29 protein-coding genes and 1 tRNA gene are annotated in these 26,737 nt (G+C 29.6%); 23 read left to right on the plus strand and 7 right to left on the minus strand.

What is annotated here, in order from left to right; genetic code table 11:
- Positions 1-16: 16 nt before the first annotated feature.
- Both dapB and purF read left to right on the plus strand, forming a co-directional pair.
- Positions 17-745 carry a 4-hydroxy-tetrahydrodipicolinate reductase gene (dapB, locus tag ELQ04_RS07700; protein ID WP_002937185.1) on the plus strand — a complete coding sequence of 243 codons (729 nt, stop codon included), beginning with the start codon at positions 17-19 and terminating at the stop codon, positions 743-745.
- A gap of 1 nt (position 746) precedes the next feature.
- Entirely contained in the window at positions 747-2,084 is a 1,338-nt protein-coding gene (purF, locus tag ELQ04_RS07705; RefSeq protein ID WP_002937181.1) for an amidophosphoribosyltransferase, read from the plus strand.
- A 2-nt stretch (positions 2,085-2,086) separates the two neighbouring features.
- On the opposite strand, the gene fliI is transcribed toward purF, so the two are convergent.
- Both fliI and folE read right to left on the minus strand, forming a co-directional pair.
- On the minus strand, positions 2,087-3,472 hold the full coding sequence (fliI, locus tag ELQ04_RS07710) for a flagellar protein export ATPase FliI (protein ID WP_044777978.1): 1,386 nt from the start codon (positions 3,470-3,472) through the stop codon (positions 2,087-2,089).
- Positions 3,472-4,044: a GTP cyclohydrolase I FolE gene (folE, locus tag ELQ04_RS07715; protein ID WP_002937171.1), complete on the minus strand. Its 573-nt coding sequence runs from the start codon at positions 4,042-4,044 to the stop codon at positions 3,472-3,474. The genes fliI and folE overlap by 1 nt, the downstream gene beginning before the upstream one ends.
- Before the next feature lie 142 nt (positions 4,045-4,186).
- On the opposite strand from folE, the gene tig reads away from it, so the two are divergent.
- The 10 genes from tig to ELQ04_RS07765 all read left to right on the plus strand — a co-directional run bounded on the left by tig (position 4,187) and on the right by ELQ04_RS07765 (position 12,969).
- On the plus strand, positions 4,187-5,521 hold the full coding sequence (gene tig, locus ELQ04_RS07720) for a trigger factor (protein ID WP_002937169.1): 1,335 nt from the start codon (positions 4,187-4,189) through the stop codon (positions 5,519-5,521).
- Entirely contained in the window at positions 5,521-6,105 is a 585-nt protein-coding gene (gene clpP, locus ELQ04_RS07725) for an ATP-dependent Clp endopeptidase proteolytic subunit ClpP (RefSeq protein WP_002806309.1), read from the plus strand. The genes tig and clpP overlap by 1 nt, the downstream gene beginning before the upstream one ends.
- Positions 6,106-6,140: 35 nt before the next feature.
- Positions 6,141-6,668 (plus strand): peptide deformylase, encoded by a 528-nt coding sequence (gene def / locus ELQ04_RS07730; protein ID WP_002869061.1) that lies wholly within the window; start codon positions 6,141-6,143, stop codon positions 6,666-6,668.
- Positions 6,665-8,170 (plus strand): YifB family Mg chelatase-like AAA ATPase, encoded by a 1,506-nt coding sequence (locus ELQ04_RS07735; protein ID WP_002937167.1) that lies wholly within the window; start codon positions 6,665-6,667, stop codon positions 8,168-8,170. Before def ends, ELQ04_RS07735 begins: the two co-directional genes overlap by 4 nt.
- Before the next feature lies 1 nt (position 8,171).
- Entirely contained in the window at positions 8,172-8,870 is a 699-nt protein-coding gene (locus tag ELQ04_RS07740) for an NYN domain-containing protein (protein ID WP_002937165.1), read from the plus strand.
- On the plus strand, positions 8,854-10,224 hold the full coding sequence (locus ELQ04_RS07745) for a bifunctional ADP-dependent NAD(P)H-hydrate dehydratase/NAD(P)H-hydrate epimerase (protein WP_002937163.1): 1,371 nt from the start codon (positions 8,854-8,856) through the stop codon (positions 10,222-10,224). The genes ELQ04_RS07740 and ELQ04_RS07745 overlap by 17 nt, the downstream gene beginning before the upstream one ends.
- Positions 10,215-10,781, plus strand: a complete 567-nt coding sequence (purN, locus tag ELQ04_RS07750) for a phosphoribosylglycinamide formyltransferase (protein ID WP_002937159.1) — start codon at positions 10,215-10,217, stop codon at positions 10,779-10,781. The genes ELQ04_RS07745 and purN overlap by 10 nt, the downstream gene beginning before the upstream one ends.
- Positions 10,782-10,853: 72 nt before the next feature.
- Positions 10,854-11,573, plus strand: coding sequence for a TerC family protein (locus ELQ04_RS07755; RefSeq protein WP_002937155.1), 720 nt, complete (start codon positions 10,854-10,856; stop codon positions 11,571-11,573).
- Positions 11,566-11,775 carry an alkylphosphonate utilization protein gene (locus ELQ04_RS07760; RefSeq protein ID WP_002937153.1) on the plus strand — a complete coding sequence of 70 codons (210 nt, stop codon included), beginning with the start codon at positions 11,566-11,568 and terminating at the stop codon, positions 11,773-11,775. Before ELQ04_RS07755 ends, ELQ04_RS07760 begins: the two co-directional genes overlap by 8 nt.
- Positions 11,776-11,784: 9 nt before the next feature.
- Positions 11,785-12,969: a metallophosphoesterase gene (locus ELQ04_RS07765; RefSeq protein WP_002937148.1), complete on the plus strand. Its 1,185-nt coding sequence runs from the start codon at positions 11,785-11,787 to the stop codon at positions 12,967-12,969.
- A gap of 12 nt (positions 12,970-12,981) precedes the next feature.
- Here the strand turns inward: ELQ04_RS07765 and ELQ04_RS07770 are convergent, their stop codons facing one another.
- A complete protein-coding gene (locus ELQ04_RS07770) occupies positions 12,982-14,340 on the minus strand; it encodes a hemolysin family protein (protein WP_002869507.1) in 1,359 nt (452 codons plus the stop codon).
- Positions 14,341-14,465: 125 nt separating this feature from the next.
- Between ELQ04_RS07770 and ELQ04_RS07775 the strand changes: the two genes are divergently transcribed.
- Positions 14,466-15,596 carry an MFS transporter gene (locus ELQ04_RS07775; protein ID WP_052794276.1) on the plus strand — a complete coding sequence of 377 codons (1,131 nt, stop codon included), beginning with the start codon at positions 14,466-14,468 and terminating at the stop codon, positions 15,594-15,596.
- Here ELQ04_RS07775 and ELQ04_RS07780 read toward each other — a convergent pair.
- The gene (locus ELQ04_RS07780) at positions 15,593-16,795 is read right to left on the minus strand and encodes a putative transporter (protein ID WP_052794264.1); all 1,203 of its coding nucleotides are present in this window, start codon (positions 16,793-16,795) and stop codon (positions 15,593-15,595) included. The two genes, ELQ04_RS07775 and ELQ04_RS07780, sit on opposite strands and share 4 nt — an antisense overlap.
- A gap of 190 nt (positions 16,796-16,985) precedes the next feature.
- On the opposite strand from ELQ04_RS07780, the gene ELQ04_RS07785 reads away from it, so the two are divergent.
- Genes ELQ04_RS07785 through ELQ04_RS07805 form a run of 5 tightly spaced genes read left to right on the plus strand, consistent with a single transcriptional unit; the run spans position 16,986 to position 21,866 of the window.
- Positions 16,986-17,102: a hypothetical protein gene (locus ELQ04_RS07785; RefSeq protein WP_079460120.1), complete on the plus strand. Its 117-nt coding sequence runs from the start codon at positions 16,986-16,988 to the stop codon at positions 17,100-17,102.
- Between the two features lie 10 nt (positions 17,103-17,112).
- Positions 17,113-18,117, plus strand: coding sequence for a Fe(3+) ABC transporter substrate-binding protein (locus ELQ04_RS07790; protein ID WP_126220451.1), 1,005 nt, complete (start codon positions 17,113-17,115; stop codon positions 18,115-18,117).
- Positions 18,117-19,733: an iron ABC transporter permease gene (locus ELQ04_RS07795; RefSeq protein ID WP_052802355.1), complete on the plus strand. Its 1,617-nt coding sequence runs from the start codon at positions 18,117-18,119 to the stop codon at positions 19,731-19,733. Before ELQ04_RS07790 ends, ELQ04_RS07795 begins: the two co-directional genes overlap by 1 nt.
- Entirely contained in the window at positions 19,717-20,625 is a 909-nt protein-coding gene (locus ELQ04_RS07800) for an ABC transporter ATP-binding protein (RefSeq protein ID WP_134224497.1), read from the plus strand. Before ELQ04_RS07795 ends, ELQ04_RS07800 begins: the two co-directional genes overlap by 17 nt.
- Positions 20,626-20,660: 35 nt before the next feature.
- Positions 20,661-21,866 carry a saccharopine dehydrogenase family protein gene (locus tag ELQ04_RS07805; protein WP_052794267.1) on the plus strand — a complete coding sequence of 402 codons (1,206 nt, stop codon included), beginning with the start codon at positions 20,661-20,663 and terminating at the stop codon, positions 21,864-21,866.
- 25 nt (positions 21,867-21,891) lie between these two features.
- On the opposite strand, the gene sodB is transcribed toward ELQ04_RS07805, so the two are convergent.
- Positions 21,892-22,554, minus strand: coding sequence for a superoxide dismutase [Fe] (gene sodB, locus ELQ04_RS07810; RefSeq protein ID WP_134224499.1), 663 nt, complete (start codon positions 22,552-22,554; stop codon positions 21,892-21,894).
- 269 nt (positions 22,555-22,823) lie between these two features.
- Here sodB and ELQ04_RS07815 point away from each other — a divergent pair, with 269 nt between their 5' ends.
- On the plus strand, positions 22,824-23,006 hold the full coding sequence (locus ELQ04_RS07815) for a hypothetical protein (protein ID WP_002880827.1): 183 nt from the start codon (positions 22,824-22,826) through the stop codon (positions 23,004-23,006).
- A 135-nt stretch (positions 23,007-23,141) separates the two neighbouring features.
- On the opposite strand, the gene ELQ04_RS07820 is transcribed toward ELQ04_RS07815, so the two are convergent.
- Positions 23,142-23,216: transfer RNA gene (locus ELQ04_RS07820), tRNA-Glu, on the minus strand.
- 147 nt (positions 23,217-23,363) lie between these two features.
- Here ELQ04_RS07820 and ELQ04_RS07825 point away from each other — a divergent pair.
- Positions 23,364-23,927 carry a manganese efflux pump MntP family protein gene (locus ELQ04_RS07825; RefSeq protein WP_134224501.1) on the plus strand — a complete coding sequence of 188 codons (564 nt, stop codon included), beginning with the start codon at positions 23,364-23,366 and terminating at the stop codon, positions 23,925-23,927.
- On the opposite strand, the gene miaA is transcribed toward ELQ04_RS07825, so the two are convergent.
- Positions 23,913-24,782: a tRNA (adenosine(37)-N6)-dimethylallyltransferase MiaA gene (miaA, locus tag ELQ04_RS07830; protein ID WP_071170162.1), complete on the minus strand. Its 870-nt coding sequence runs from the start codon at positions 24,780-24,782 to the stop codon at positions 23,913-23,915. The genes ELQ04_RS07825 and miaA overlap by 15 nt on opposite strands.
- Before the next feature lie 70 nt (positions 24,783-24,852).
- On the opposite strand from miaA, the gene mqnP reads away from it, so the two are divergent.
- The 3 genes from mqnP to ELQ04_RS07845 are packed head-to-tail and all read left to right on the plus strand — an operon-like array spanning position 24,853 to position 26,737.
- A complete protein-coding gene (mqnP, locus tag ELQ04_RS07835) occupies positions 24,853-25,737 on the plus strand; it encodes a menaquinone biosynthesis prenyltransferase MqnP (RefSeq protein ID WP_002921313.1) in 885 nt (294 codons plus the stop codon).
- Positions 25,728-26,225 (plus strand): hypothetical protein, encoded by a 498-nt coding sequence (locus ELQ04_RS07840; RefSeq protein ID WP_002854663.1) that lies wholly within the window; start codon positions 25,728-25,730, stop codon positions 26,223-26,225. Before mqnP ends, ELQ04_RS07840 begins: the two co-directional genes overlap by 10 nt.
- Positions 26,222-26,737, plus strand: coding sequence for a hypothetical protein (locus tag ELQ04_RS07845; RefSeq protein ID WP_002851715.1), 516 nt, complete (start codon positions 26,222-26,224; stop codon positions 26,735-26,737). Before ELQ04_RS07840 ends, ELQ04_RS07845 begins: the two co-directional genes overlap by 4 nt.

A 26,737-nucleotide genomic window follows, 5' to 3' on the forward strand; every position in this document is an offset into this window, starting at 1 on the left:
ATTTTCAAGGAAAAAGATGATTAAAATAGGAATTTATGGCGCTAAAGGACGAATGGGAAAACAGATTGAAGAATGTTTAAAAAGCGAAACACAAGTACAAATTTCGATACTTTATGATAAGGGTGGAAATTTAAAAGAGCTTTTTGAAAAAAGCGATGTGATTATTGATTTTTCTTCCCCAAGTGGAACTCATGAGCTTTTAAATTATGCAAGAACTATGCCTAAACCTTTGGTAATAGGTACAACAGGGCTTGATGAGAAAATTTTACATTTAATGCAAAGTGCTAGTGAAGTAATGCCGATTTTTTACGCGACCAATATGTCTTTAGGTGTTGCGGTTTTAAACTATCTTGCTAGTAAAGCCGGTCAAATGCTAAGAAATTTTGATATAGAAATTTTAGAAATGCATCATCGCCATAAAAAAGATGCACCAAGTGGTACAGCTATGACTTTAGCTCAAAGTGTAGCAAAAGCTAGAAATTTAGAACTTGAAAAAGTAAGAGTAAGTGGAAGAGATGGCATCATAGGTGAAAGAAGTAAAGATGAGATTGCCGTGATGAGTTTAAGGGGTGGCGATATAGTAGGACGTCATACGGTAGGTTTTTATGAAGATGGAGAATTTTTAGAACTTAATCATACCGCTACTTCAAGGGCGACTTTTGCTAAAGGTGCGATTAAAATCGCTATTTGGCTTAGTAAACAAGAAGCAAAAATGTATTCAATCAATGATTTTTTAGGAATTTAAAATGTGTGCAGTTGTAGGAGTTATTAATTCAAAAAATGCTAGTACTTATGCGTATTATGCCCTTTTTGCTATGCAACACCGTGGACAAGAGGCAAGTGGTATTAGTGTGAGCAATGGTAAAAATATTAAGACTATTAAAGCTAAAGGTGAAGTGAGTCAAATTTTTAATCCCGATAATTTAAAAACTTTAGAAGGTGAAATCGCTATAGGGCATAATCGCTATTCTACAGCAGGAAATTCAAGTTTAAACGATGCCCAACCCATAGCAGCCACTTCGGTTTTAGGTGATATTGCTTTAGCGCATAATGGAAATTTGGTCAATAAAGAAGAAGTAAGATCAAGACTTATTCAAGATGGGGCTATTTTTCAAACCAATATGGACACAGAAAATGTTGTTCATCTTATCGCAAGAAGTAAGCAAGAAAGTCTAAAAGATAGATTTATTGAGAGTTTAAAAGAATGTATAGGAGCTTATTGTTTTGTTTTAGCAAGCAAAGATAAACTTTATATTGTAAGAGATCCTCATGGGGTACGTCCTTTGTCTTTAGGACGTTTAAAAGATGGAGGCTATATAGTTGCTAGTGAAACTTGTGCTTTTGATCTTATAGAGGTTGAATTTATTCGCGATGTTAAACCAGGGGAAATGCTTATTTTTACTCAGGGAAATGATAAATTTGAAAGCATAGAACTTTTTTCTCAAACTCCTAGAATTTGCGCTTTTGAATACATTTATTTTGCTAGACCTGATAGCATAGTAGAAGGTAAAAGCGTGTATGAAGTGCGTAAAAAAATGGGCGAAGCTTTAGCTAAAAAATTTGCTTATAAAGCAGACTTTGTCGTGCCTGTGCCAGATAGTGGAGTAAGTGCAGCTATAGGTTTTGCTCAATATTTACAAATCCCTCTTGAAATGGCAATAGTAAGAAATCATTATATAGGAAGAACTTTTATAGAGCCAACTCAAGAGCTTAGAAATTTAAAAGTAAAATTAAAGCTTAACCCTATGCGTAAAGTTTTAGAAGGCAAAGAAATCGTAGTCATTGATGATAGCTTGGTGCGTGGCACTACTTCTAAAAAAATAATTTCCTTACTTCGTGCTGCAGGAGCGAGCAAAATCCATCTTGCCATAGCTTGTCCTGAGATCAAATTTCCTGATACTTACGGTATAGATACTCCAACTTTTGAAGAACTTATCAGCGCAAATAAAAATGCTGAAGAAGTGCGTGAATATGTAGAAGCTGATACGCTAAGTTTTTTAAGCATAGAAGAGCTAACTCAAAGCATAGGCAATGAAAGAAAATATTCTTTAATCAGTTTTGATGGAGATTATTTTATCAAATAATTTTATTTTAAATTAGGATTAGGCAAGGTTGCACTTGCACTTCCTACATTTATATTTTGAGTTGGTGGCAAAGGAGTATTTGGCGTATCAATTTGACTTAAGAGCTCTAAAGTTTGGTTAAATTCAAAGCTTTCCTCAGGGTTTTGTCCTAAGAATTTTTGCATAAATTCTTTTTTAGAAATAGCTTCATCAAGTTCTTTATCACTTCCTTTTTGATAAGCACCAATGCGAAGCAGTACTTCATTTTCTTTTAAAAGCGAGTTTAAACGCTTAAATTTTCTTGCCCAAAGTTTGTGTTCAGGACTTATAATATCACTCATTACCCTTGAAGCAGAGTTTTGTATATTAATAGGAGGATAAATTCCAAAGTCTGTTAATTCACGACTTAAAACAATATGTCCATCTAAGATAGAACGACTTTGATCGGCGATTGGATCGCTCATATCATCTCCATCTACTAAAACGGTAAAAAAGGCTGTTATAGTGCCTTTACCTTCTTCTTTACCCGTTCTTTCCATGAGTTGAGGCAAAAGACTTAAAACGCTTGGCGGATAACCTTTGGTTGTAGGAGGCTCCCCAAGAGCTAGTCCTATTTCTCTTTGCGCCATAGCAAAACGCGTTACACTATCCATGATAAAAAGTACATCTTTACCTTGTTCTTTAAAATATTCTGCCACACTCATTGCACAAAAAGCACCGTATTTACGCATCAAAGCACTATCATCACTTGTAGCAACAATAATCACTGTATCATCGAGCTTTCCGCCTAAATTTTTTTGTATAAATTCAGGAATTTCACGCCCCCTTTCTCCTATGAGAGCCACTACTTTTATAGGAGCTTTGGAATTTTTAACTATCATTCCCATAAGAGTGGATTTTCCTACCCCACTTCCTGCAAAAATACCAAGTTTTTGTCCTACACCACAAGTTAAAAGCGCGTCTATAGTTTTAACACCCACGGGAAAAACTTCTTCTATAAGCCCTCTTTTCATCGCATCAATAGGTGCACGCATTATAGGCATATATTTACTTACTTCTATAGCTCCTTTACCATCTTTTGGGCGCATAAAAGGATCTACTACTCTGCCTAAAAGTTCATCACTAACGCCTATTTGCATACCTGCATCACTTATGAAAGCACGATCGCCTATTTTAAAACCTTCTATAAAAGAAAACGGGCTTAAGTAACTAAATTGCTCTTTAATTTCTACTACCATAGCTAGAGTGGTTAAATTTTGATTTTCATTAGAGACTAGCTTCACTATATCTCCAACTCCTGTTTTAAGCCCACGAATTTCTATATTTGTAGCAGAAATTTTTGTAATCTCTCCAAAAATAGCACTTAAATTTTCTTTGCCAAGTTTGGAACGAAGTTTTTCAAGATTCATTAAAATCTTACCTGTTTAGCAGAGTTTATAAGAGAAAAAAATTCCTCTCTAGTTTTTTCATTTTTCAAGAAAATTCCACGCAAAGCTGAAGTTGTAGTGGTGGAATTAGCTTTTTGTACTCCACGCATTTCAACACACATATGTCTTGCTTCTATGACTACGCCAACACCTTTGGCATCGACATTTTCCATTAAAGCTTGTGCGATTTGTTCGGTAAGTTGTTCTTGAATTTGAAGTCTTCTTGCAAACACCTCTACAAGGCGTGGAATTTTGCTTAAACCTACTACTTTTTTATTAGGAATATAGGCTACATGAGCACGCCCAAAAAAAGGTAAAAGATGATGTTCGCAAAGACTATAAAATTCTATATCACGCACCAAAACCATTTCATTATTAGAGCTTTCAAATAAAGCATTATTTAAAATTTCTTTGACATTTTGCGTATAACCACTAGTAAGAAATTCATAAGCTTTAAAAACACGATTTGGTGTTTTAATAAGCCCTTCACGATTTGGATTTTCTCCTATAATTTCAAGCATGGTTTTAACACAATCTTCAAATTTTTTTTGCAAATTTTTCTCCAAAAATATTTTTATATTTTAATAATAATGTTATATTGCAATTTTATCATAAATTACTTTAAAATTTTATGCAAGTAATAAGGAAAAATTTGCTATCATTAAAAGCAAATTTTATTTTATAAGGAAAAAAACTATGGAAGTAAAGGCAAAGCAACTAGATTCTGTTAATGCGACTGCTAGTGTAAAAATTCCTTCAGGAATGATCAAAAATGAAATAGAAAATTTAGCAAAAAAAGCTTCTAAAAGTGTAAAAATGGATGGGTTTAGACCAGGAAAAGTTCCTGTAAGTGCTGTACTTAAAAGATATGAAAGAGAACTCACTCAAGACGCAGAACAAAATCTTTTTAAATCCGCTGTAAATAGTGCTTTACAAGAACTTAAAAAAGAAAGTAAAGAGCTTGTAGGTGAGCCATATTTTGAAAAATTTGATCGTAAAGATGGAGAAATTATTGCTGAGTTAATACTTTCTTTTAAACCTGAAATCAAACTTGAGGGTTATGAAAAACTTATCCCCGAATATCAAACTCCAAAAGTAAGTAAAAAAGAAATTGATGAGAAAAAAGATGAACTTTTAAAGCGTTTTGCTACTCCTGAAGCTATAAAAACAAAAAGAGCTTTAAAAGAAGGTGATTTTGCAAAATTTGATTTTGAAGGTTTTGTAGATGATAAAGCTTTTGAAGGTGGCAAAGCTGAAAATTATGTTTTAGAAATTGGTTCTAAGCAATTTATTCCAGGTTTTGAAGATGGTATGGTAGGAATGAAAATAGGTGAAGAAAAAGATATCAAAGTAACTTTCCCTAAAGAATACGGTGCGGCGCATTTAGCGGGTAAAGATGCGGTATTTAAAGTAAAACTACATGAAATTCAAGAGCTTAAAATTCCAGAACTTGATGATGAAATGCTTAAAAAACTTTTACCAGGAGAAGAAAAAGCTAGTATTGAAGTTTTAGATGAAAAATTAAAAGAGCAAATCAAAAATGAAAAACTTTTCAAACTTGTAAGTGATGAATTAAAAGGCAAATTTGCAGATGCTTTGATTGAAAAATATAATTTTGATTTACCTAAAGGCATAGTAGAACAAGAAACTGATATGCAAATGCGTGCAGCTTTTAATACTTTTAGTGAAAAAGAAATTGAAGAGCTTAAAGCAAGCAAAGAAAAATATCAAGAAAAACGTGATTCTTTTAAAGAAGAAGCACAAAAAAGTGTAAAACTTACTTTTATTATTGATGAGCTTGCAAAATTGCGTAAGATTGAAGTAAATGATCAAGAATTGATTCAAGCGATTTATTTTGAAGCATATCGCTATGGTATGAATCCAAAAGAACATTTAGAAAACTATAAAAAACAAGGAGCTTTGCCTGCTGTGAAAATGGCTTTAATTGAAGAAAAACTTTTTAATGATATTTTTATGCCAAAAACAGAAAAATCGGAAAAAGTGAGCAAAAAAGAGAAAGAAGATAAATAATGTTTATTCCTTATGTTATTGAAAAATCTAGTCGTGGTGAAAGAAGTTATGACATTTATTCACGCCTTTTAAAAGATAGAATTATTATGTTAAGTGGTGAAATTCATGATGAACTTGCCGCTTCTATCGTAGCACAACTTCTTTTTTTAGAAGCTGAAGATCCTACAAAAGATATTTATCTTTATATCAATTCTCCAGGTGGTGTAATTACAAGTGGTTTTAGCATTTATGATACTATGAACTATATCAAACCTGATGTTTGTACGATTTGTATAGGACAAGCTGCTTCCATGGGAGCATTTTTGCTTAGTTGTGGCGCAGAAGGAAAACGCTTTGCTTTGCCTAATTCACGTATTATGATTCATCAACCTTTAGGTGGAGCTAGAGGTCAAGCCACAGATATTGAAATTCAAGCCAAAGAAATTTTAAGACTCAAAACTATACTTAATGATATTTTGGCAAAAAATACTAAGCAAAAAGTTGCAAAAATAGCAAAAGATACAGAAAGAGATTTTTTCATGTCAGCACAAGAAGCTAAAGAATATGGGCTGATTGATAAGGTTTTGGAAAAAAGTTTTAAATGATTTCTTTGGAGATCATTTAAAACAAAGGCTTTTTAATGGTTAGAAAAATTATCACTTATCCCAATCCTAGACTTTTTTTAAACTCTGAAATTGTAAATAAATTTGATACAGAACTTCACACCTTACTTGATGATATGTATGAAACTATGATAGCAAGTAATGGAGTAGGTTTAGCAGCTATTCAAGTGGATATTCCTTTGCGTGTTTTACTTGTGAATATTTTTAATGAAAATGATGAACAAAAAAAAGAAGATTTGCTAGAGATTATCAATCCTGAAATTATTCCTTTAGATGAAGAAATGATCACTTGCACAGAAGGATGTTTGAGTGTGCCAGATTTTTTTGAAGAAGTGAAACGCTATAATCATATCTTGCTTAAATATCAAGATCGCTTTGGAGAATTTAAAGAACTTGAAGCAAAAGGTTTTTTAGCTGTGGCTATTCAACACGAAAATGATCATTTAAATGGACATTTATTTATAGAAAAAATTTCCTTTGCTAAGCGTCAAAAATTCGATAAAGAATTTAAGAAAAAGAAGAAAAATCATAAAAAAGAGAAATGAAAAAACTAAAGTGCATAAGCTTTCATGAAGGCTTAGACATTATAGAGGTAGAATCCACTTTTACAAGAGGTTTGCCAAATTTAAGCATAGTAGGGCTTGCAAGTGCAGCGATTAAGGAAAGTGTCGAACGCATCAAAGCCACGCTTTTAAGTTGTGATTTTGCTTTTCCTGCTAAAAAAATTACTATCAATCTTAGTCCTTCAGGCATCCCAAAAAAGGGATCGCATTTTGATTTGGCTATCGCTTTATTAATTCTTTTACAAAATGAAGAATTAGATGACTTTTTTGTAGTAGGAGAATTAGGACTTGATGGAAGTATTAAAAGTACAAACGAGCTTTTTTCTTTGATTTTGTTTCTCTCTGCTAAAATTAAAAAAACTAAGATCGTTGTTCCAAAAAGTATAGCACAAAAAGCTTCCATGATACCAAATTTAGAGGTTTATGGACTTGAAAATTTAAATGAAGCAATAGAGTTTTTTAAAGAAAAAAATTATGAAAATTTTCGCTTTTCTCACAATCATCCTTTATTTACAAACCCTTTACAAATAGAAAATGAAATTTTTTTACAAAATATGGATTTTAAACTTGACTTTAAAGATATCAAAGGACAGGAAAAAGCCAAAAGAGCTTGCATGATAGCTGCTTTAGGTATGCATAATATCTTATTTGAAGGAAGTCCAGGAAGTGGTAAAAGCATGTGTGCTAAACGCCTTGTTTATATCATGCCCCCTCAAAGTTTAAGTGAAATTTTAATGCAAAATGCTTATATGTCTTTAGATTCAAAAGATTGTGAATTTACTAAAATTCGTGCTTTTCGTCATCCTCATCATACTTCTACAAGAGCAAGTATTTTTGGCGGAGGAACAAAAAATGCCAGAATTGGAGAAGTAGCACTTGCAAATGGCGGAGTATTATTTTTTGATGAATTTCCACATTTTAACAAGCAAATCATAGAGAGTTTAAGAGAACCTTTGGAGGATTATAAAATTCATATTTCAAGAGTAAATTCCAAAATCACTTATGAAACAAAATTTAGCTTTATAGCTGCCCAAAATCCTTGTCCTTGTGGAAATTTATTCTCCAAAAATCTTTCTTGCGTTTGTAGCGAAAATGAGATTAAAAAGTATAAAAATCACATTTCAACTCCTATTATGGATAGGATTGATCTTTATGTAGCTATGGATGAGATCAGTAAGGATGATAAAGCAAGTATAAGTTCTAAAGAAATGAGTGAAAAAATTTTACAAGCTTTTATTTTTGGTAAAAAACGGGGGCAAAAAGAATTTAATGGGAAATTAAAAGATGAAGATTTGAGTCGTTTTTGTGTATTGGAAAAAGATGCTAAAGATACGCTAGATTTAGCAATTTCACGTTATAATCTTTCTTTGCGATCACTCAATAAAATTTTAAAAGTTTCAAGAAGTATAGCGGATTTAGAACAAAGTCTTAATATTAACAAAACCCATATTTTAGAAGCTTTAAGCTTTAGAGCAAGGAATTAAAATGGAAAATAAAAGTATAGCTATCTTTATAGATGCAGAAAATATCCCTGCAAAATACGCTAAAAGTATTTTTGATATCGCTTCAGATTATGGAGAAGTTATCATTAAACGCATTTATGGAGACTGGACTCAAAAAAATATACAAGGTTGGAGAGAGCAAATTGCTGAATATTCTTTAATCGCTATGCAACAATTTAATTTTGCAGCCAATAAAAACTCAAGCGATATGTATTTAATCACTGAAATCATGTCCATATTTTATGAAAAAAATATAGATATTTTTGTTATTGTTTCAAGCGATAGTGATTATACTTCACTCATTCAAAAATTAAGAGAAAATAAAAAACAAGTTATAGGAATGGGGCTTGAAAAGTCTATAAAATCTTATATAAATGCTTTTAGTGAATTTTTTTATTTAGATAAAGATGAGAGTAAAAAAGAAGATATTTTAAGTAAGGATTATTTAAGAGCTTTAATCAATATCACCGAACAGCTTATCGATGAAAAAGGGCGTGCCGAATACGCACAAATCCGCACTAATATGAACCGCAAATACTCGGATTTTCATCCACAAAATTATGGTTTTAAGAATTTTCGTGCTTTGATCCAGAAATTTTTACCCAAAATGAAAAAATTTGAAGAAGAAAGAGAAAAAAATATATATTTTTTGGTGAAAAAAGATTATGAAAGCTATTATTGATAATATAAAAATTTTAGAACAAAATGCTATAAATAAAGGTTTAGATGAGCTTATTTTAATGGAAAATGCAGGATTAAATTTAGCCAAGCTGATTAAAAAAGAAGCTAAAAAAATCCGCATTCAATGCAAGATTAAAAAAGTAAAAATACTTTTTTTATTAGGTGGGGGCAACAACGCTTCAGATGGCTTGGTGGCTTTAAGAAATTTAAAACACGTTAAAGCTTATAAAATAGGCTTTAAAGAAAATACGCTTTTTAAAAAACAAGAGCAAATTTTACAAAATTATGCTTTTAAATTTTGTAAAAAAGAACCTGATTTTAAGAAATTTCATATTATTGTTGATTGTATTTTAGGCACAGGTTCAAATCGTTGTTTAGATGAAAAAACAAGTTTAATCATTCAAAAAGTTAATCAAAGCAAAGCTTTAAAAATAGCTTGTGATATACCTACAAATTTGGGATTTTATCCTTGTTTTAAAGCTGATATTACACTTTGTATGGGAGTTTTAAAGGAAATTTTACTTGAAGATTTTGCTAAGGAATTTGTAGGGAGGATTAAAATAGCCAATTTAGGCATTAGTTCTAAGAAATTTTACTCTAATTCTCAAGCTTTTTTACTTGAAAAAAAAGATTTAAAAACTATAGATAGAAAAATCAATACCAATAAAGGAAATTTTGGCCATATTTATATAGTTGCCAATGCAAGTGCTGGAACTTTAGCAGGACTTGGAGCCTTAAATTTTGGAGCAGGTCTTGTTTCTTTGGTGGCACAAAAAAGTTTCTCGCCTCTTTTGATGTTAAAAGAAAAAATTGAAAATAATGCAAGTGCTATTGCTTTAGGAATGGGGCTTGAAAATTTGGATTTTCTAAAAGATGAAATTTTGCAAAACACTCCTTTAATCTTGGATGCAAACTGCTTTTTAAGTGAAGCTTTACTTTGGTATTTAAATAGAAAAGATGTCGTTATAACCCCTCATCCAAAAGAATTTATAAGACTTTATAAAATGTGCTTTGATGAGGATTTAGATATAGAAATATTACAAAAAAATCGCTTTTTCTATGCTAGAAAATTTTCGCAAAATTATGATTGTGTTCTTGTTTTAAAAGGAGCAAATCCTATTATTGTGCAAAAAGAAAAATTATTTGTTGTAAATTTAGGAAATCAAGCTTTAGCTAAAGGTGGGAGCGGAGATGTTTTAAGTGGAATGATTGCTGCACATTTAGGTTTTGGTTTTAGTGCTTTAGAAGCAGCAAAAAATGCTACTTTAGCTCATGGACTTGTTGCAAAAAAATATAAATTTAATAAAAATAGCTTTGACGCTTTAAAACTTATCAAAGGTTTAAAATGCTTGTAAAATTAGCTGTACTTTTTAGTGGAAATGGAAGTAATTTAAAAAATATTTTAGAAAAACTTCATAAAAAAACTATAGGGGAAAATACCTATGAAGTAGTACTTTGCCTTTGCAATAACAAAGATGCTTTTGGTATACAAAGGGCAAAAAAATTTGGTCTTGATACTGTCATTGTTGATCATAAGGCTTATAATACTCGTGAAGAATTTGATATGATTTTGGTACAAAAAATCAAAGAAAGTGGAGCAAATCTTACTGTATTAGCAGGTTTTATGAGAATTTTAAGTCCTGTTTTTACAAAAAATATTAAGGCAATTAACCTTCATCCTTCTTTATTGCCACTTTTTAAAGGAGCACATGCAATTAAAGAAAGCTATGAAAGCGATATGAAAGTAGCTGGCGTGAGTGTGCATTGGGTCAATGAAGAACTTGATGGCGGAATGATTATAGCTCAAAAAGCTTTTGAGAAAAGAAATTTGAGTTTTGAAGAATTTGAAGAAAAAATTCATAGCCTAGAACATGAAATTTTACCTTTAAGTGTGATTGAAATTTTTTCTTAAAGAATTAAAGGCATTTGCTTTAAAACTATAAAATATCACTTTAAAAAAATTTTAAAATTTTCAAGGAAATTTATGTTTGAATGGATATTTAGTATTGATGGTTGGATTACTTTAGCTACTTTAAGTGCTCTTGAAATTGTACTAGGGATAGATAATATCATTTTTTTAGCTATTTTAGTAAGCAAACTACCCCCTGAACATCGTGATAAAGGACGTATCTTAGGTTTAGCTTTTGCAATGATTACAAGAATTTTACTTCTTTTATCTCTTTTTTGGGTAATGAAACTTGTAACACCTTTGTTTAGTGTATTGGGCAATGAAATTTCAGGAAGAGATCTAGTTCTTTTACTAGGTGGGCTTTTCTTGATTGTAAAGTCTATTAAAGAAATTAAAGAGCAAATTTCTCATCAAGAAGAAGGCCAAAGTCATTTTAAAGTAAGCAATAAACTTTGGATAGTTGTAGCTGAAATTGCTGTGATTGACATAGTGTTTTCACTTGATAGTGTTATTACCGCAGTAGGAATTGCTCAAGATGTAACCATTATGATTATCGCTGTTATTATTGCAATAACTGTGATGCTTTTTGCTTCTAAACCTATAGCAGATTTTGTTGAAAAATATCCAAGCATTAAAATTTTAGCCTTAGCTTTTTTGGTGCTAATAGGCGTAGTTTTAGTTGCTGAAAGTTTTGATATTCATATTGATAAGGCATATATTTATACCGCTATGGCTTTTGCTTTAGTGGTGCAAATTTTAAATATTTTAGATCAAAGAAAGGAAAAAAATGGCTAAAGACGCTAATGGAATAGAACTTAACGCAGGTGATAGCGTGAGTGTAATAAAAGATCTTAAGGTTAAAGGTGCAAGTACAACTTTAAAACGTGGAACTACTATAAAAAATATTAAGCTCACTTCTAAAGAAAGTGAAATTGAAGCTAGAGTAGATAAATTTGGCGTTATTGTTTTAAAAACTGAATTTTTAAAGAAAATCTAGGCAAAGAATGTGCGAATCTTACTTGTTTTAAGAGGGAATTATTATGCAGGACAAGAAGAATTTATCAAAAATAATAAACTTCAAAATTATACACTTGATTTAAATGCTTTGCGTCTTTTATCAGGAAGCGTCAAAAATATAGTCAGTGAATATAAAATTTTAAATGTTAAAAATGATGAAGATTTGAGTAAAATTTTACTCAAACTTCTAGAAATGCGTATGCAAAAAGGTGAGTTTTGCATCATAAACGCTTACAATGAAACATTAAAAATTTACAAAGACTTAGCTAAACAATATCGCTATAAAATGTATGTTATTGTTTTTGATAGCTCTTTAAAACAATGTCAAGAAAAAAATCTTTTAGAAGCTAAAAAAAATGGATATATCATCCCTTATGCTCTTTTGGAAAAAACTCAAGATTTGCTCAAAAAAAATCCAAAAAAATACGCAATTTTAGACTCAAGTGACTGGAAAAAATGTCTTTACCAAATGCCAAATTTAAGCAAATACAAAAAAATTCATCATATAGGAGATTTACAAGGTTGTTATAGTGTTTTAAAAGAATACATTAAAACAATCAAAGAAGATGAATTTTATATATTTTTAGGAGATTATATCAACAGAGGTATAGAAAATGGCAAAGTAATAAAATTTCTTTTAAAAATTTGTGAAAAAGAAAATGTATGCTTACTAGAAGGAAATCACGAAAGACATCTTATAAAATGGGCTAATGGAGAATTGTCAAATTCCAAAGAATTTAATGAAAATACTTTAAAGGATTTTAGAAAAGAAAAACTTACTCCAAGAGATGCTAGAAAACTCTATCCTCATCTAAAAGAATGTTTATACTACAAATTCCAAAATAAATTCATATTTTGTTCACATGGAGGAGTAAATTTTATACCCTCCAAACCTGAAAAAATAAGTTTTATACCAAGCCATGACTTTATTTATGGTGTAGGTGGATATGAAGACAGTCAAAAAGTAGCAAATCAATTTTGTAATTTCACCTCGGACAATCTTTATCAAATCTTTGGACACAGAAATAAAGAAAAACTTCCTATGAAAATAGCCAAAAGAGTATTTTTATGCGAGGGGAAAATAGATGATGGTGGATATTTACGCGTAGTTACACTAGATGAAAAAGGTTTTGAGTGTATAGAAATTAAAAACCAAATTTACAAAAAGAAATAAGCCTAAAGAGGCTTATTCTTCATCTTTATTTGTTTTTTTAACTACCTTAACACGCTCTATAGAATTCCCATCCATTTTTTTAACTTCATAGTAACAAAGTTCATCTTCAATGCGATCTCCTACCATAGGCAAGCGTCCTAAAAGATTAAATACATAACCACCTATAGTAACTTGTTCTAAATCCTCATCATAGTTTATTACAAGCATTTCTTCAACAGTTTCTATATCGCATCGTCCTTGAAATTCATAGATATTTTCAGCAAGTTTTTTATAGCTGTCTTCTTCATGCTCGCTTTTAATTTCGCCAATAATTTCTTCCATGATATCTTCCATGGTTAAAATTCCAGCAGTTCCACCATACTCATCAACTACTAATGCAGTATGAGAGCGTTCTTTATTCATCATTACAAGTACTTTTGAAATGCTGATATTTTCAGGAACCAAAATCAAAGGTTTAACAAAAGTATCTAAATTTTGACTTTTATGGTTTAATTCATTTTGTATTATATCTCGTATGTGTATCATACCTAAAATAGTATCTTTAGAACCATCAATATAAGGAAAGCGAGTATGTTTATGCTCACAAATGATTTGCATATTTTCTTCGTAACTTTTTTGTTTATTTAGACAAATCATATCTTTTCTAGGAGTCATAATCTCTTTAGCAACAGTATCTGAAAAATCAACAGCATTGCGTATGATCTCTGTTTCAAATTCATCTAAAACTCCACCTTTTTGACTCTCACTTGCTATGATTTTAATTTCTTCTTCGCTATGAGTTAGCTCGCTTTCTTTAGCAGGTTTTATTCCAAAAAGTTTCAAACTTATAGCTGCTAAAAAATCGAAAATTTTAATACAAGGCAAAAAGAGCATCCAAAACCAATGAAGCGGTCTAGCTATAAATAAAACCGCTTTATCTGCAACTGCAATAGCTATACTTTTCGGCACAAGTTCTCCTAAAACCACATGCAAAAGAGTAATAATGCTAAAAGCAATAATGAAAGCTATAGTATGGATAATAACAGTGCTAAAACCAAGATTAATAAGCGGAATTTCTAGCATTTTTGCAATAGCAGGCTCACCTATCCAACCAAGAGCTAGAGAACTTAAAGTAATTCCTAATTGACAAGCACTAAGATACGTATCAAGCCTTGAAGTAACCTCCAAAGCTTTCTTGGCACCAGCTTTTTTTTCTTTTACCATCTCTTCAAGCTTGGAACGACGTACTTTAACAATACTAAATTCAGACAAAACAAAAAAACCATTTAAAAACACTAGAGCAAGTGCAACAACAACCATAAGCATAGAATATCCTGCATCAAAAGATGCTGTAGAAGTTTGGTTTAAATCCAAAACCTGACTGGGGTCCAATGAAGCTCCTTAAGAAATAAAATATTATTGAACCTTATTATACACAATTAAAAGTAAAATTTTTGCTTAAAAGACTCTTTTAATTAAACTTTAATTTTTGCTATAGTTTAATTAAAATTATGAAAATACTAAAAATTTTAATTATTTTTTGCGCCCTATTAACCTTAGCTATCGTTTATGCTCCACAACCTATAACTCCTTTACTTTCTAATTATTTTAATGTGAGTTTGCATCAAATTTCTTGGGTGATTAGTATCACACTCATTCCTTTGGCTGTAGCTCCTTTAATTTATGGATATTTGCTTGAAATTTTTTCCTTAAAAAAAATTCTTATTTTTTCTTTGTTTATGTGTGCATTTTTTGGAATCATCGGAAATTTAAGCAATAATTTTTATTTTTTTCTTTTCTTTAGATTTTTACAAGCTCTTTGCATACCTGCTATACTTACAGCACTTCTTACCTTACTTAGTCGTTTAGAAAATGAAAATATACAAAAAAATATAGCAATTTATGTAGGTGCTACAACTTTTGGAGGTTTTGTTGGTAGAGTGTTTGGGAGCTTTTTAAGTGATCTTTTTTCTTGGCATTTTGCTTTAAATTTTTTTGCTATTTTAATGCTTTGTTCTGGTTTTTTGTTTTTATTTTTTAAAGAACACTGCACCAATTTAAATACGCAAATTTCACTAAAAGATTTTTTACCTTTTATTAAAGAGGTTAAATTTATAGTGATTTTATCCTGTGTTTTTATCATCTTTTTTTCCTTTCAAAGCATAGTAAGTTTTTTACCTTTCCATTTAAAAGAAAGTGTAGCCAATATAACACAAACACAAATTGGACTTGTTTATTTGGGCTTTTTAACAGGAGTTATTAGCTCCCTACTTATAGGAAAAACTATAGCTTTTTTTGGTTCAAAAATTCGTACAGCCATTTTTGGTTTTGTTGTTTTTATTACAGGTTGTTTTTGTATGTTAATAAATAATTTTTACTTCACATTTTTTGCCATGTTTGTGTTTTGTAGCGGAATGTTTATCAGTCATTGCATATTTTCAGGACTTTTAAATTCATCTACCAATAAAAAAGGATTGGCAAATGGGCTATACTTAGCATTTTATTACAGTGGGGGTGCTATAGGTTCTGTATTACCAAGTTTTTATTATGAAAGTTTTGGCTGGGAATTTTTATGTATATTCACAGCCTCTTTGCTTTTTATTGCTTTACTTGTTTTTATCAAATTTAGATATTTTTATAGGCACTAATGTTCTTTATAAGCTATGTTTTTCTCAAATTCCTTTAAACGCTTATATATACTTCTAAGTTGAGTGATAGTTGTCCAGTTTGTGATAAAAACACTAAAAGAGCTTCGCACTTGATCAAAAGCATTATTAATCTGCATTACAATACCAAGTCCTATAGCTCCAGCAAAAAGCCCTGGTGCCATGATTAAAAATGGCACTATAACTATCATTTGCTCAAATAAAATGAGCCAAATATTAAAATATCCATAATGTAAAAAAAGTCTTTTATAGTTAAATTTAAGCCCTGTAAAAAGCTCTATCATAGTCTCATTTTTAGCGTATTCTTTGCGATTATCCTCAGCATAAACAAGCTCTTTTCTAAAAGCTGCTTCAGCTTTTTGATTGTTATATTCAAGTCCGGGAAGCTTAATACCTACAAACCATGACACAACCAAGCCTCCTAAAGAAATCAAAAGTGCAATATAAACAAGTAAACCATCAATGTTTTTTAAAAAATAAAAAGAAGAATTTTCGCTTAAATTTGCAAATAAAGCTTTACTCACAACATCACTTAAACTCCATAAAATCGGAATAAATGCTACAAGGGTCATCAAAGCTTTTATAAAACTAAGTCCTAAACTCTCTACGATTTTGGAAAAATTATAAGTATCTTCTTGAATTCTTTGCGAACTTCCTTCTATATTGTCATCTTTATTTTTCCAAAATTTTAAATAAGAAAAAGTCATAGCCTCACGCCACTTAAAAGCATAGACACTAGCAAAATAGATATTAATCGTAGCGATTAAAACATAAGGAATAGCAATAGCCAAAAAAACTAAAATCAAAGCATAAAAATCATTTGCTGAATAATTTAGCTTTTCAATCATAGCCCTAGAGTTGAAAAAATATTCTAATAAATTTTGATAATAATACAATGCGCCTTTATTGATAAAATTAGCTTTTTGGAAATTTTGCTCGGCTCTTTGATTAGCCTCTTGGATTAAAGTGGTATTATTTTCGAAATTAGTGTCTATTTTTTGTGTTAAATTTGAATCTAAAATTTCTATTTTAGGTTTTTGCAAGACATTATAAAAATCACTATACCATGAATTTATAGCAACATTAAGACTTGTTTGAATGAAAAGAAAAAATAAGAGTAAAAAAAGTCCTAAATAAGCCCATAAAGCCCATTTTTTACTTGCAAAAAATGAAGAAAACATGCTACCACCTTTTAAAAGAAAAATTTTAATCAACTTTATTTAATCAAGAGTTTATTAAAAACATAAATTTATCAACATATGTATCAAAAATAAACCTCTTTATTCTTTAAAGAAATATAAAAATATAAAGATTACGTCATATTTACTTTTTAATATTAATATTTCTTATCAAAATATCTAAAAGGAATTAATGTCTATGAAAAAAATAATTTTATTTTTATTATGCATTGGCTTTGCTTTTGCTTGTTCTGAACATTCTCATACTGATTTTAAAGATCTTAATAAGACCGAGTATAATTCTCAATAAAGGATAAAATATGAAAAAAATCTTCTTTATGTTTTTAACGGCTGTTTCATTTTTAGGTGCTAGTGAGCTTAATATTTACTCAGCAAGACATTATGATGCTGATTTTCAGATTATTAAGAAATTTGAAGAAAAAACGGGCATTAAGGTCAATCATACTCAAGCTAAAGCTTCAGAACTTATTAAAAGACTTTCTCTTGAAGGAAGTAATTCTCCTGCTGATATTTTCATCACAGCTGATATTTCAAATCTTACAGAAGCTAAGAATTTAGGACTTTTATCCCCTGTTTCATCAAAATATTTAGAAGAATTTATACCCGCTCATTTAAGAGATAAGGATAAAGAATGGTTTGCGATTACAAAAAGAGCAAGAATTATTGCTTACAACAAAAACACAAATATCGATATTAGCAAAATGAAAAATTATGAAGATTTAGCAAAAGCTGAATTTAAAGGAGAAATTGTTATGAGAAGTGCTACAGCTCCTTATAGCAAAACTCTTTTAGCATCTATTATAGCTAATGACGGAAATAAAGAGGCTAAAGCATGGGCTAAAGGTGTGCTTGAAAATCTTGCGACAAATCCAAAGGGTGGGGATAGAGATCAAGCCAGACAAGTATTTGCAGGCGAAGCTAAATTTGCAGTTATGAATACTTATTATATAGGGCTTTTAAAGAATTCTAAAAATCCAAAAGATGTAGAAGTGGGGAATTCTTTGGGTATTATTTTTCCTAATCAAGACAATAGAGGAACGCATATTAACATTAGCGGTATTGCTATGACAAAATCAAGTAAAAATCAAGATGCGGCTAAAAAATTTATGGAATTTATGTTAAGTCCTGAAATTCAAAAAATTCTTACTGATAGTAATTATGAATTTCCTATAAGAAATGATGTAGAATTAAGCCAAACTGTAAAAGATTTTGGAACTTTCAAAGAAGATCAAATCCCTGTGAGTAAGATAGCAGAAAATATTAAAGAAGCTGTTAAAATTTACGATGAAGTCGGTTTTAGATAATGTATAAATCCCTAAAATACTATAAACTCTGGGCAATTTTACTTGCCCTTTTTCTTGCTTTGCCTATTTTTGGTATTTTTGCTGAACTTTTTTATATTTTATTTCAAAATTTTAATGCAAGTGATTTAACCCAATTTTCATCTATTAAAGAAAATTTGAGTCATTTTTTTGATTATTTATTTTTAAAATTCATCAAAGATACTTTTATAATTAGCATGGGAGTATTGTGTTTGAGCTTGATTTTGGGTGTGAGTTCTGCTTATTTAATCGCAAATTATGATTTTTATTTCTGTAAAATTTTAGAAAAATTACTCATTTTACCCTTGGCTATACCTGCTTATATTTTAGCCTTTGTTTATGTAGGAATTATGGATTTTCAAGGATTTTTTCACAAAAATTTTGGCTTTAGGATAGATTTTTTCAATCATTATGGTGTTATTTTTGTTTTGTCTATTTCTTTATATCCTTATATTTATTTATTTGCTAAAACAGCTTTTAAAAGTGAAGCCAAAGAGGCTTATGAAGTAGCTAAAATCATGAAATATTCTGAATTTAGAATTTTTACACGCGTGGCACTTTTGAGTGCAAGACCTGCCATTTTTTCTGGAACTTTATTGGTTTTAATGGAAACTTTGAGTGATTATGGTGCAAGTGCTTATTTGGGAGTGGATACTTTTTCGGCTGGAATTTTTAAACTCTGGTATGATTTGAATGATTCTTATTCTTCTAGTGTTTTATCGGGTATTTTAATGCTTTTTGTATTTTTGATTATGTATGTGGATTATTATTATAAAAATAAACATCATTATAGTTTTAATCAAAATTTAACTCTTTTTATCAAAAAAAGAAAATTAAATCCTATTAAACAAATTCTATCCTGTATTTATTGTTTTATGATTGCTTTTGTAGGTTTTATTTTACCTTTTATTTGGCTAGTTTATTGGGGGCTAAAAGATCATAAGCTTTTTGAATCACAATTTTATATTATCAGTTTTAAAACTATAATCTTAGCTTTAATCACTGCTTTAATTACCACTTTTTTAGCTTATTTTTTGATGTTTAGTTCTAGGATAGTTAAAAATCATTTTTTTAATTTATTTATTTTAAAAATAAGTTCTTTGGGTTATTCTATACCTGCTGCTGCTTTAGGGATTAGCATTATAGTGCTTTTTGTATTTTTGGATAAAATTTTTCACATGAGTTTATTGGGAAATTCTTTATTTGTTCTTATTTTTGCTTATATAATTCGTTTTTTAGCGAGTGCAATTTATTCTTTAGAGGGAGGATATAATAAAATTCATCTAAATATTGATGAAGCAAGTTTAAATTTAAGAACGAGTTATTTTATTTTATTTTTTAAAATTCACACACCTTTAATGAAACATTTTTTATTTTTGGCTTTTATTATTGTTTTTATTGATACGATTAAAGAACTTCCTTTAAGTAGAATTTTAGCGCCTTTTGGCTTTGAAACTTTAAGTGTTAAAGCTTTCTGGTTTGCAAGTGATGAAAGAATTTATGATGCAGCTTTGCCTTCCTTGTTTATCGTTTTTCTTTCTTTAATGGTTGTTGTTTGGATGGATAAAATCACAAGGAAAGATGATGTTAGAAATTAAAAATTTATCTAAAAATTTTGGAAAAATACAAGCTTTAGAAAATATCAATCTTCATGTCAAAGAAGGAGAATTTTTAAGCATTTTAGGAGGTAGCGGAAGCGGAAAAAGCACGCTTTTAAGGATTATTGCTAAGCTTGAACAAGCTAGTTCTTATGATTTGTTTTCTTGCAAAGGTGAAGTGGCTTTGATGTTTCAAAATTATGCTTTATTTCCTCATTTAAATGTTGAAAAAAACATACTTTTTGCACTTTATGATAAAAAAGATAAAAATCAAATTTTAAATCATTTGCTTAAAACTTTTGAAATTGAAGATTTAAGATATAAAAAAATCGATGAAATTTCAGGAGGACAAGCGCAAAGAGTGGCTTTTGCTAGAGCTATGGCAAGAGGATGTAAGCTTTTGCTTTTAGATGAACCTTTTTCTAATTTGGATCAAAATTTAAAACAGGATTTAAGAAGAGAATTGAAAAAAATGATAGAAAATCAAGGCATTACGGCTATTATGGTAACTCATGATATTGAAGATGCTTATTGTATGTCTGATGAAATCGCTTTTTTAGAAAAAGGAAAAATTTTAGCTCATGCAAATCCTAAAGAGCTTTATTTTAAGCCCGATTTTAAAAGTGCGCAAATTTTACCTGATTTAAATATCATAGAAGAAAAACTTGATTTAGAAGATGAATTTTTTGCTTGGATAGCTTCAAAAAATTATATTTTTGGTTATGCAGAACTTAAAATAGGAAATCGCTTTGAGGCTAAAATTTTACAAAAAGAATTTTTAGGGGCTTTTTATAGACTTAAGTTAAGATATAAAAATATAGAATTTTTTATGTTATTAAGCTCAAATTATAACTTAGAAGAAAAAATAAATTTTGATATTATCAATTTTTAGTTAAAATTCCTAAAAATCTTTTAAGGACAAATTTCATGAAAAATCTTTTAATCATAGGCGCAGGTGGAGTAAGTCGTGTGGCTACTGTAAAATGCGCAATGAATTCTGATACTTTTAGCAAAATCACTTTAGCTAGTAGAACAAAAAGCAAATGTGATGAAATCGCTACTTTTATCAAAGAGCGTTTAGGGGTTCAAATTAAAACAGCGCAAATTGATGCTGATGATAGCAATGCGGTTGTAGAACTTATCAAGAAAACAGGAGCGCAAATTTTACTCAATGTTGCTTTGCCTTATCAAGATTTGAGTTTAATGGATGCTTGTATAAAAGCAGGGATTGATTATATAGATACGGCAAATTATGAACATCCTGATTTAGCTAAATTTGAATACAAAGAGCAATGGGCGAGAAATGATGAGTTTAAACAAGCAAGAATTTTAGGACTTTTAGGAAGTGGATTTGATCCTGGTGTAACTAATGTTTTTTGTGCTTATGCACAACAAAATTTATTTGATGAAATTTCTTATATAGATATTTTAGATTGCAATGCAGGTGATCATGGCTATGCTTTTGCGACCAATTTTAATCCTGAAATCAATCTGCGTGAGGTTTCTGCTAAAGGGCGTTATTGGGAAAATGGCAAGTGGATAGAAACGCAACCTATGGAAATAAAAATGGAATGGGATTACCCAGAAGTAGGTGTGAAAGATAGCTATTTGCTTTATCATGAAGAACTTGAAAGCTTGGTAAAAAATATCAAAGGTTTAAAAAGAATACGCTTTTTTATGACTTTTGGACAAAGTTATTTAACTCACATGAAATGTCTTGAAAATGTTGGAATGCTAGGGATTAAACCTGTGATGCACCAAGGTAAAGAAATCATTCCTATAGAATTTTTAAAAACCTTGCTTCCTGATCCTGCAAGTTTAGGACCACGCACTAAAGGTTATACTAATATAGGTTGTGTGATTCGTGGTCAAAAAGATGGAAAAGACAAACAAGTTTATATTTATAATGTTTGCAATCACGAAGAATGCTATAAAGAAACTGGTGCACAAGCTGTGAGCTATACTACAGGTGTTCCCGCTATGATAGGCACGAAATTAATCGCTAAAGGAATTTGGCAAGGAAAAGGCGTATTTAATATGGAAGAATTTGATGCTAAGCCTTTTATGGAAGAGCTGAATTCTCAAGGACTTCCTTGGAAGATTATCGAAATGACTCCAAGTTTAGGAGAGTAAAAAGGCATCTTCTGATGCCTTTAAATTATTTTATAGGGTGAAGTTCATTTGCATAAAAGCTAACTGATCCCATGCCTTCTTTTAAAGCCCATTCATAAGCTTTTGCAACAAACTCCCAATTAATATGAGCATAGAATTTCTCTAAATAAGCAGGGCGTGCATTACGATGATCTACATAATAAGCATGTTCCCAAACATCTACAACAAGTAAAGGAACTTTATCTTCAGTAATTGGTGTAGCTGCGTTTGAAGTACCTACAAATTCTAGTTTTTGATTTTTAGTATTATAAACTAACCAAAACCATCCTGAACCAAAAACTCCTGTAGCACCTTTGATGAATTCAGCTTTGAAATTTTCTAAAGATCCAAATTCTTTTTCTAGTGCCGCTTGTAAATTAGCGTCCATACTTTGGCATGAACTGCCACAGCCACAGCCTGTACTTGGCTTAATGCAATCAAAATAAAAATCATGATTATAAACTTGAGCTGCGTTATTAAATACGCCCCCATTTGAAGTTTTGATAATGCTTACAAGATCTTTGCCTGCAAATTCAGTATCTTTAATAAGATTATTCAGATTTGTAACATAAGTATTGTGATGTTTTCCATGATGGTAATTAAAAGTTTCAGCACTCAAAAAATCACCAAAAGCATTGGTATCATAAGGTAATTTTCTTAATTCAAACATAATTTCTCCTTTATTTTTAGTTTGATATTGAAAATATTACCATAATAATATTAAAAAGAGTAAAAATATCTTAAAAGCTTAGTGAGTAAAATTTCTATTTATTTAACCTAAATAAAATAAGATATATTTATAATATATTTTAATAATAATTTAAATATATATAAAAAAAATATATTTTTTTGGAATATTTTTACAAAAAAATATCTATTTGTTGATTTTTAATAATTACAATTAATTTGCAACTAAAAATTATTCATAAGGAGGAAAATATGAAAAAAGTTGTACTAATCTCAGCATTACTAGGTGTTTTCGCAGCTAATGTTTTTGCAGCTAATACTCCAAGCGATGTGAATCAAACACATACAAAAGCTCATCACTCAAAAGCTAAAGCTGATAAAAAACATGAAGCTAAAGCTCATAAAAAAACAAAAGAGCAAACACCAGCTCAGTAATGCCCAGCCTTGATATAAGTCTATAATAGACTTATATCAAAAACTATTCGTATTCTACAAAATAAATTATTAATATTTATTAAATTTTAATAGAAAAAATGAAAAAATCGTTATTTTAAAAGAAAAATTAAAAAGTGGTGACCCATACGAGACTCGAACTCGTGTTACCGCCGTGAAAGGGCGATGTCCTAACCGCTAGACGAATGGGCCACTTTTAAGGAGTAAAAAATAAAAATGAAATTGAATTATATATATTTATTTCTTAAAATTTAATTAAATATATCAAAATTATGTGATTTTTATCTTTGTTTGATTATAATTTCATCTTCAATTTTTTATAAAATTTTAGGATTTATTATGGATTTTTATAGTCTTATTTTTTTATCCTGTGCTTTAGGAATGGATGCTTTTGCTGTATCGCTATGCAAAGGTTTTAGTGTTAAAAAACTACATTTAAAACATTATCTTATTGTTGGAATTTATTTTGGTGGATTTCAAGCCTTGATGCCAACTATTGGTTATTTTATAGGCATAACTTTTGCATCTTTTATTGCGAGTATTGATCATTGGATAGCTTTTATTTTACTTTCTTTAATAGGATTAAAAATGATCAAAGAGTCATTGGAAAATGAAAATTGCGATAGTAATGCCAATCAATTTGGCTTTAAAACCATGCTAGCTTTAGGAATTGCTACGAGTATCGATGCACTAGCAGTTGGTGTGAGTTTTGCATTTTTAAATGTAAATTTATTATTAGCTATATTTTTAATAGGTATTATCACCTTCATTTTATGCATCATTGCTCTAAAAATAGGAAATAAATTTGGAATTTATCTTAAAAATAAAGCTGAACTTTTAGGCGGATTGGTTTTAATTATATTAGGAGTAAAAATTCTAATAGAACATTTATTTTTCGATTGAAAATTTCATTCTTAAAATAGCTAAAGCTTTATCAAATTCCAAGGCTTTACTTTGAAATTTTTTATTAAAAGTTCTTTGTCTTTTGGCAAGTTGTGTAGTATGTATCGTGATTAAATTTTCAAGCTCTTTAAAGGAAATTTCTCCATCTAAATATTCTTTACACTCTTTCAAACCTATAGAATTTAATGCTTTAAGTTTATGATCAAATTTAGAAAAAAGAATTTTTGCTTCATCTAAAAGTCCATTATCAAGCATTTCTTTTGTTCTAGTTTTAATACGTTTTTTTAAAATTTCTTTATCCCACGCAAGCTCATAAATTTCTATATCTTTAAGCACCCCAGTTTTTTGTGTTCTTTTTAAAAATTCACTAGGAATTTCTCTTGTTTGTTCATAAATACCCAGCCATTTTTTTAATCTATAAGTATCATTTTTTTCTATTTTATAGTTTGGATCAATATTTAATAAAAGAGCATAAATTTCATCGTTATTTAAAGAACTCTTTGACTCTAAGGTTTTTTCACTTAAACCATCTATCATAGTTTTTAAATAAAATCCAGTTCCACCTACTATAATTAGAGGCAAATTTCTAGCTAAAGCAAATTCTTTTGCTTTTTGGTATTCTCTTATGAATAACTCAACATTAAAATGTTCATTCACACTCAATAAATTCACCCCAAAGTATTTTATACTCGCAAGATCATCTTGTGAAGGCTTGGCACTTGCTATATTAATCTCTTTATAAACACAAAGACTATCAAGACTTAAAACAACAGCATTAAATTCTCTTGCTAAAGTATTGGCTATGTATGTTTTTCCACTCGCGGTTGTTCCTATTAATGCTATTTCAAAAAACATTTTAATATTTATCCTAAAATTTATAAAAATTTTAGTAAAATCATAGCAAAAAATATTTTAAAGTAGAAAAATGAACACATTCTGGATAAAATTTAAAGATATTTTAGAACTTGTAGTATTTAAGCATTCTATTTTTGCTTTGCCTTTTTTATTTTCCTCTATGATTGTAGCATCAAAACTTGCAAATGACACTGCTTGGTTTGGTTTTAAGGCATTGATTTTAGGTATTATTTGTGCGGTAAGTGCAAGAAATTTTGCGATGGCTACAAATCGTTTAATGGATGAAGATATAGATAAGGATAATCCTCGTTGTGCAAATCGCCCTAATGTCAGTGGAAAAATAGGTAGAAAAAGCGTATGGATTTTTATCATTATTAATGCACTTATTTTTATATCATGTTCTTATTTTATTAATACCTTAGCTTTTTATTTGTCTTTTCCTGTTCTTTTTGTGTTGGCTATTTATTCAGCTTTTAAACGCTTTAGTTCTTTAGCACATTTAGTTTTAGGATTTTGTTTAGGACTTGCACCTATTGCAGGAAGCGTTATAATTATGGGTAAAATTCACATTTATAGCGTTATTTTATGTTTAGGTGTAACTTTTTGGACAGCTGGGTTTGATCTGCTTTATTCTTTACAAGATATGGAGTATGATAAAAAAGTAGGACTTCACTCTATTCCTGCTAAATTTGGCTCAAAGGCTACTTTATTTATATCAGCTTTTTGCCATATTTTAGCAGTATTATTTTGGCTTCTTTTTGTGTGGGAAGTTTGGGGTGTAGCACTTGGAAAAATAGCACTTATTGGAGTAATTATAAGCGGTATTATTTTAGCCTTAGAGCATAGGATTGTCCATAAAAATTTTGCTCATATTGATAGAGCATTTTTTACTTTAAATGGTTATTTAAGTATTATCTTTTTTATTTTTATTTGGATTGATTTATTATGGAATTAACACTTTTTAAAGCAGGATTTGAAGCTCATTTAGAATGTTGTGAAATAGAAAATAACCGTTTTCTTGGAGAATACCTAAAACTTGGAGCAATTTCTCAAATTTTAAAATGGAAAAAACTTGCTTTACGCATTGATTTTGATGAGGGTGAAAAAATTATTTTTGATCTTCTTTTAAGTCTAAAAGAAGATATTTTAAGGCTTGAAAATTCTTTAGATAAAAATAAAGAACTTATACCACTTAAGCAAAAAGGGGTAATAGAATCTTTAAATTTTGAATATCTAAATTTTTTGGATACTATTTTAGAAGAAGATAAAGAATATTATTTAAGATTTGATTTAAATAATCAAAAAATAGCTATTTTTATCAAAGCTCAAAGTCAAACATTGGCAAAAATTATCAAAATTAAGCCTGAAGACAAAATGGCTTTTGATGCTTTTGTTGTTGAAATTCAAAGAAATATGATAAGAAATAAGAAAGGCCAAGAATGAGTGATGATGTGCTTTATTTAGTTTTTATAATTGTGCTTTTAATTGCAATGCTAGCCTATATGAATATCAAAGAAAGAGAAAATAATGCAAAAATAGCAAAACTTCAAAATGTGATAGAAGATATTACCAAAGAACTTCATTATTTTCGTAAAGAATTAGGAGTTAAAGATGATAGCGAAGAGGATGAAGACTATAAAACCTCTCTTTTAAAAGAAGAAATTATGATTGAACTTGATAAACAAATCAGTTCAAAAATCACTCCTGTTTTAAGAACACTAAAAACTATGGAACATATCATAGAAGATTTTCAAAATGAACAACAAAATCGTCTTTTAAATTTGGAACAAAAAGCACAAAGCATGGCTAAACTTACGCCAAATTACGATACAGAAGAACAAAAAATAGAAAATCTTTTCAAAGAAGGAAAAAGCATAGAACAAATCGCTAAAGATTTACGCATTGGCACTGGAAATGTAGAACTTGTCTTAAAATTTAAGAAATTAATAAAATAG

Origin of the sequence: Campylobacter sp. CH278, from assembly GCF_004378845.1 — a bacterium.
Taxonomy (GTDB): Bacteria; Campylobacterota; Campylobacteria; order Campylobacterales; family Campylobacteraceae; genus Campylobacter_D; species Campylobacter_D jejuni.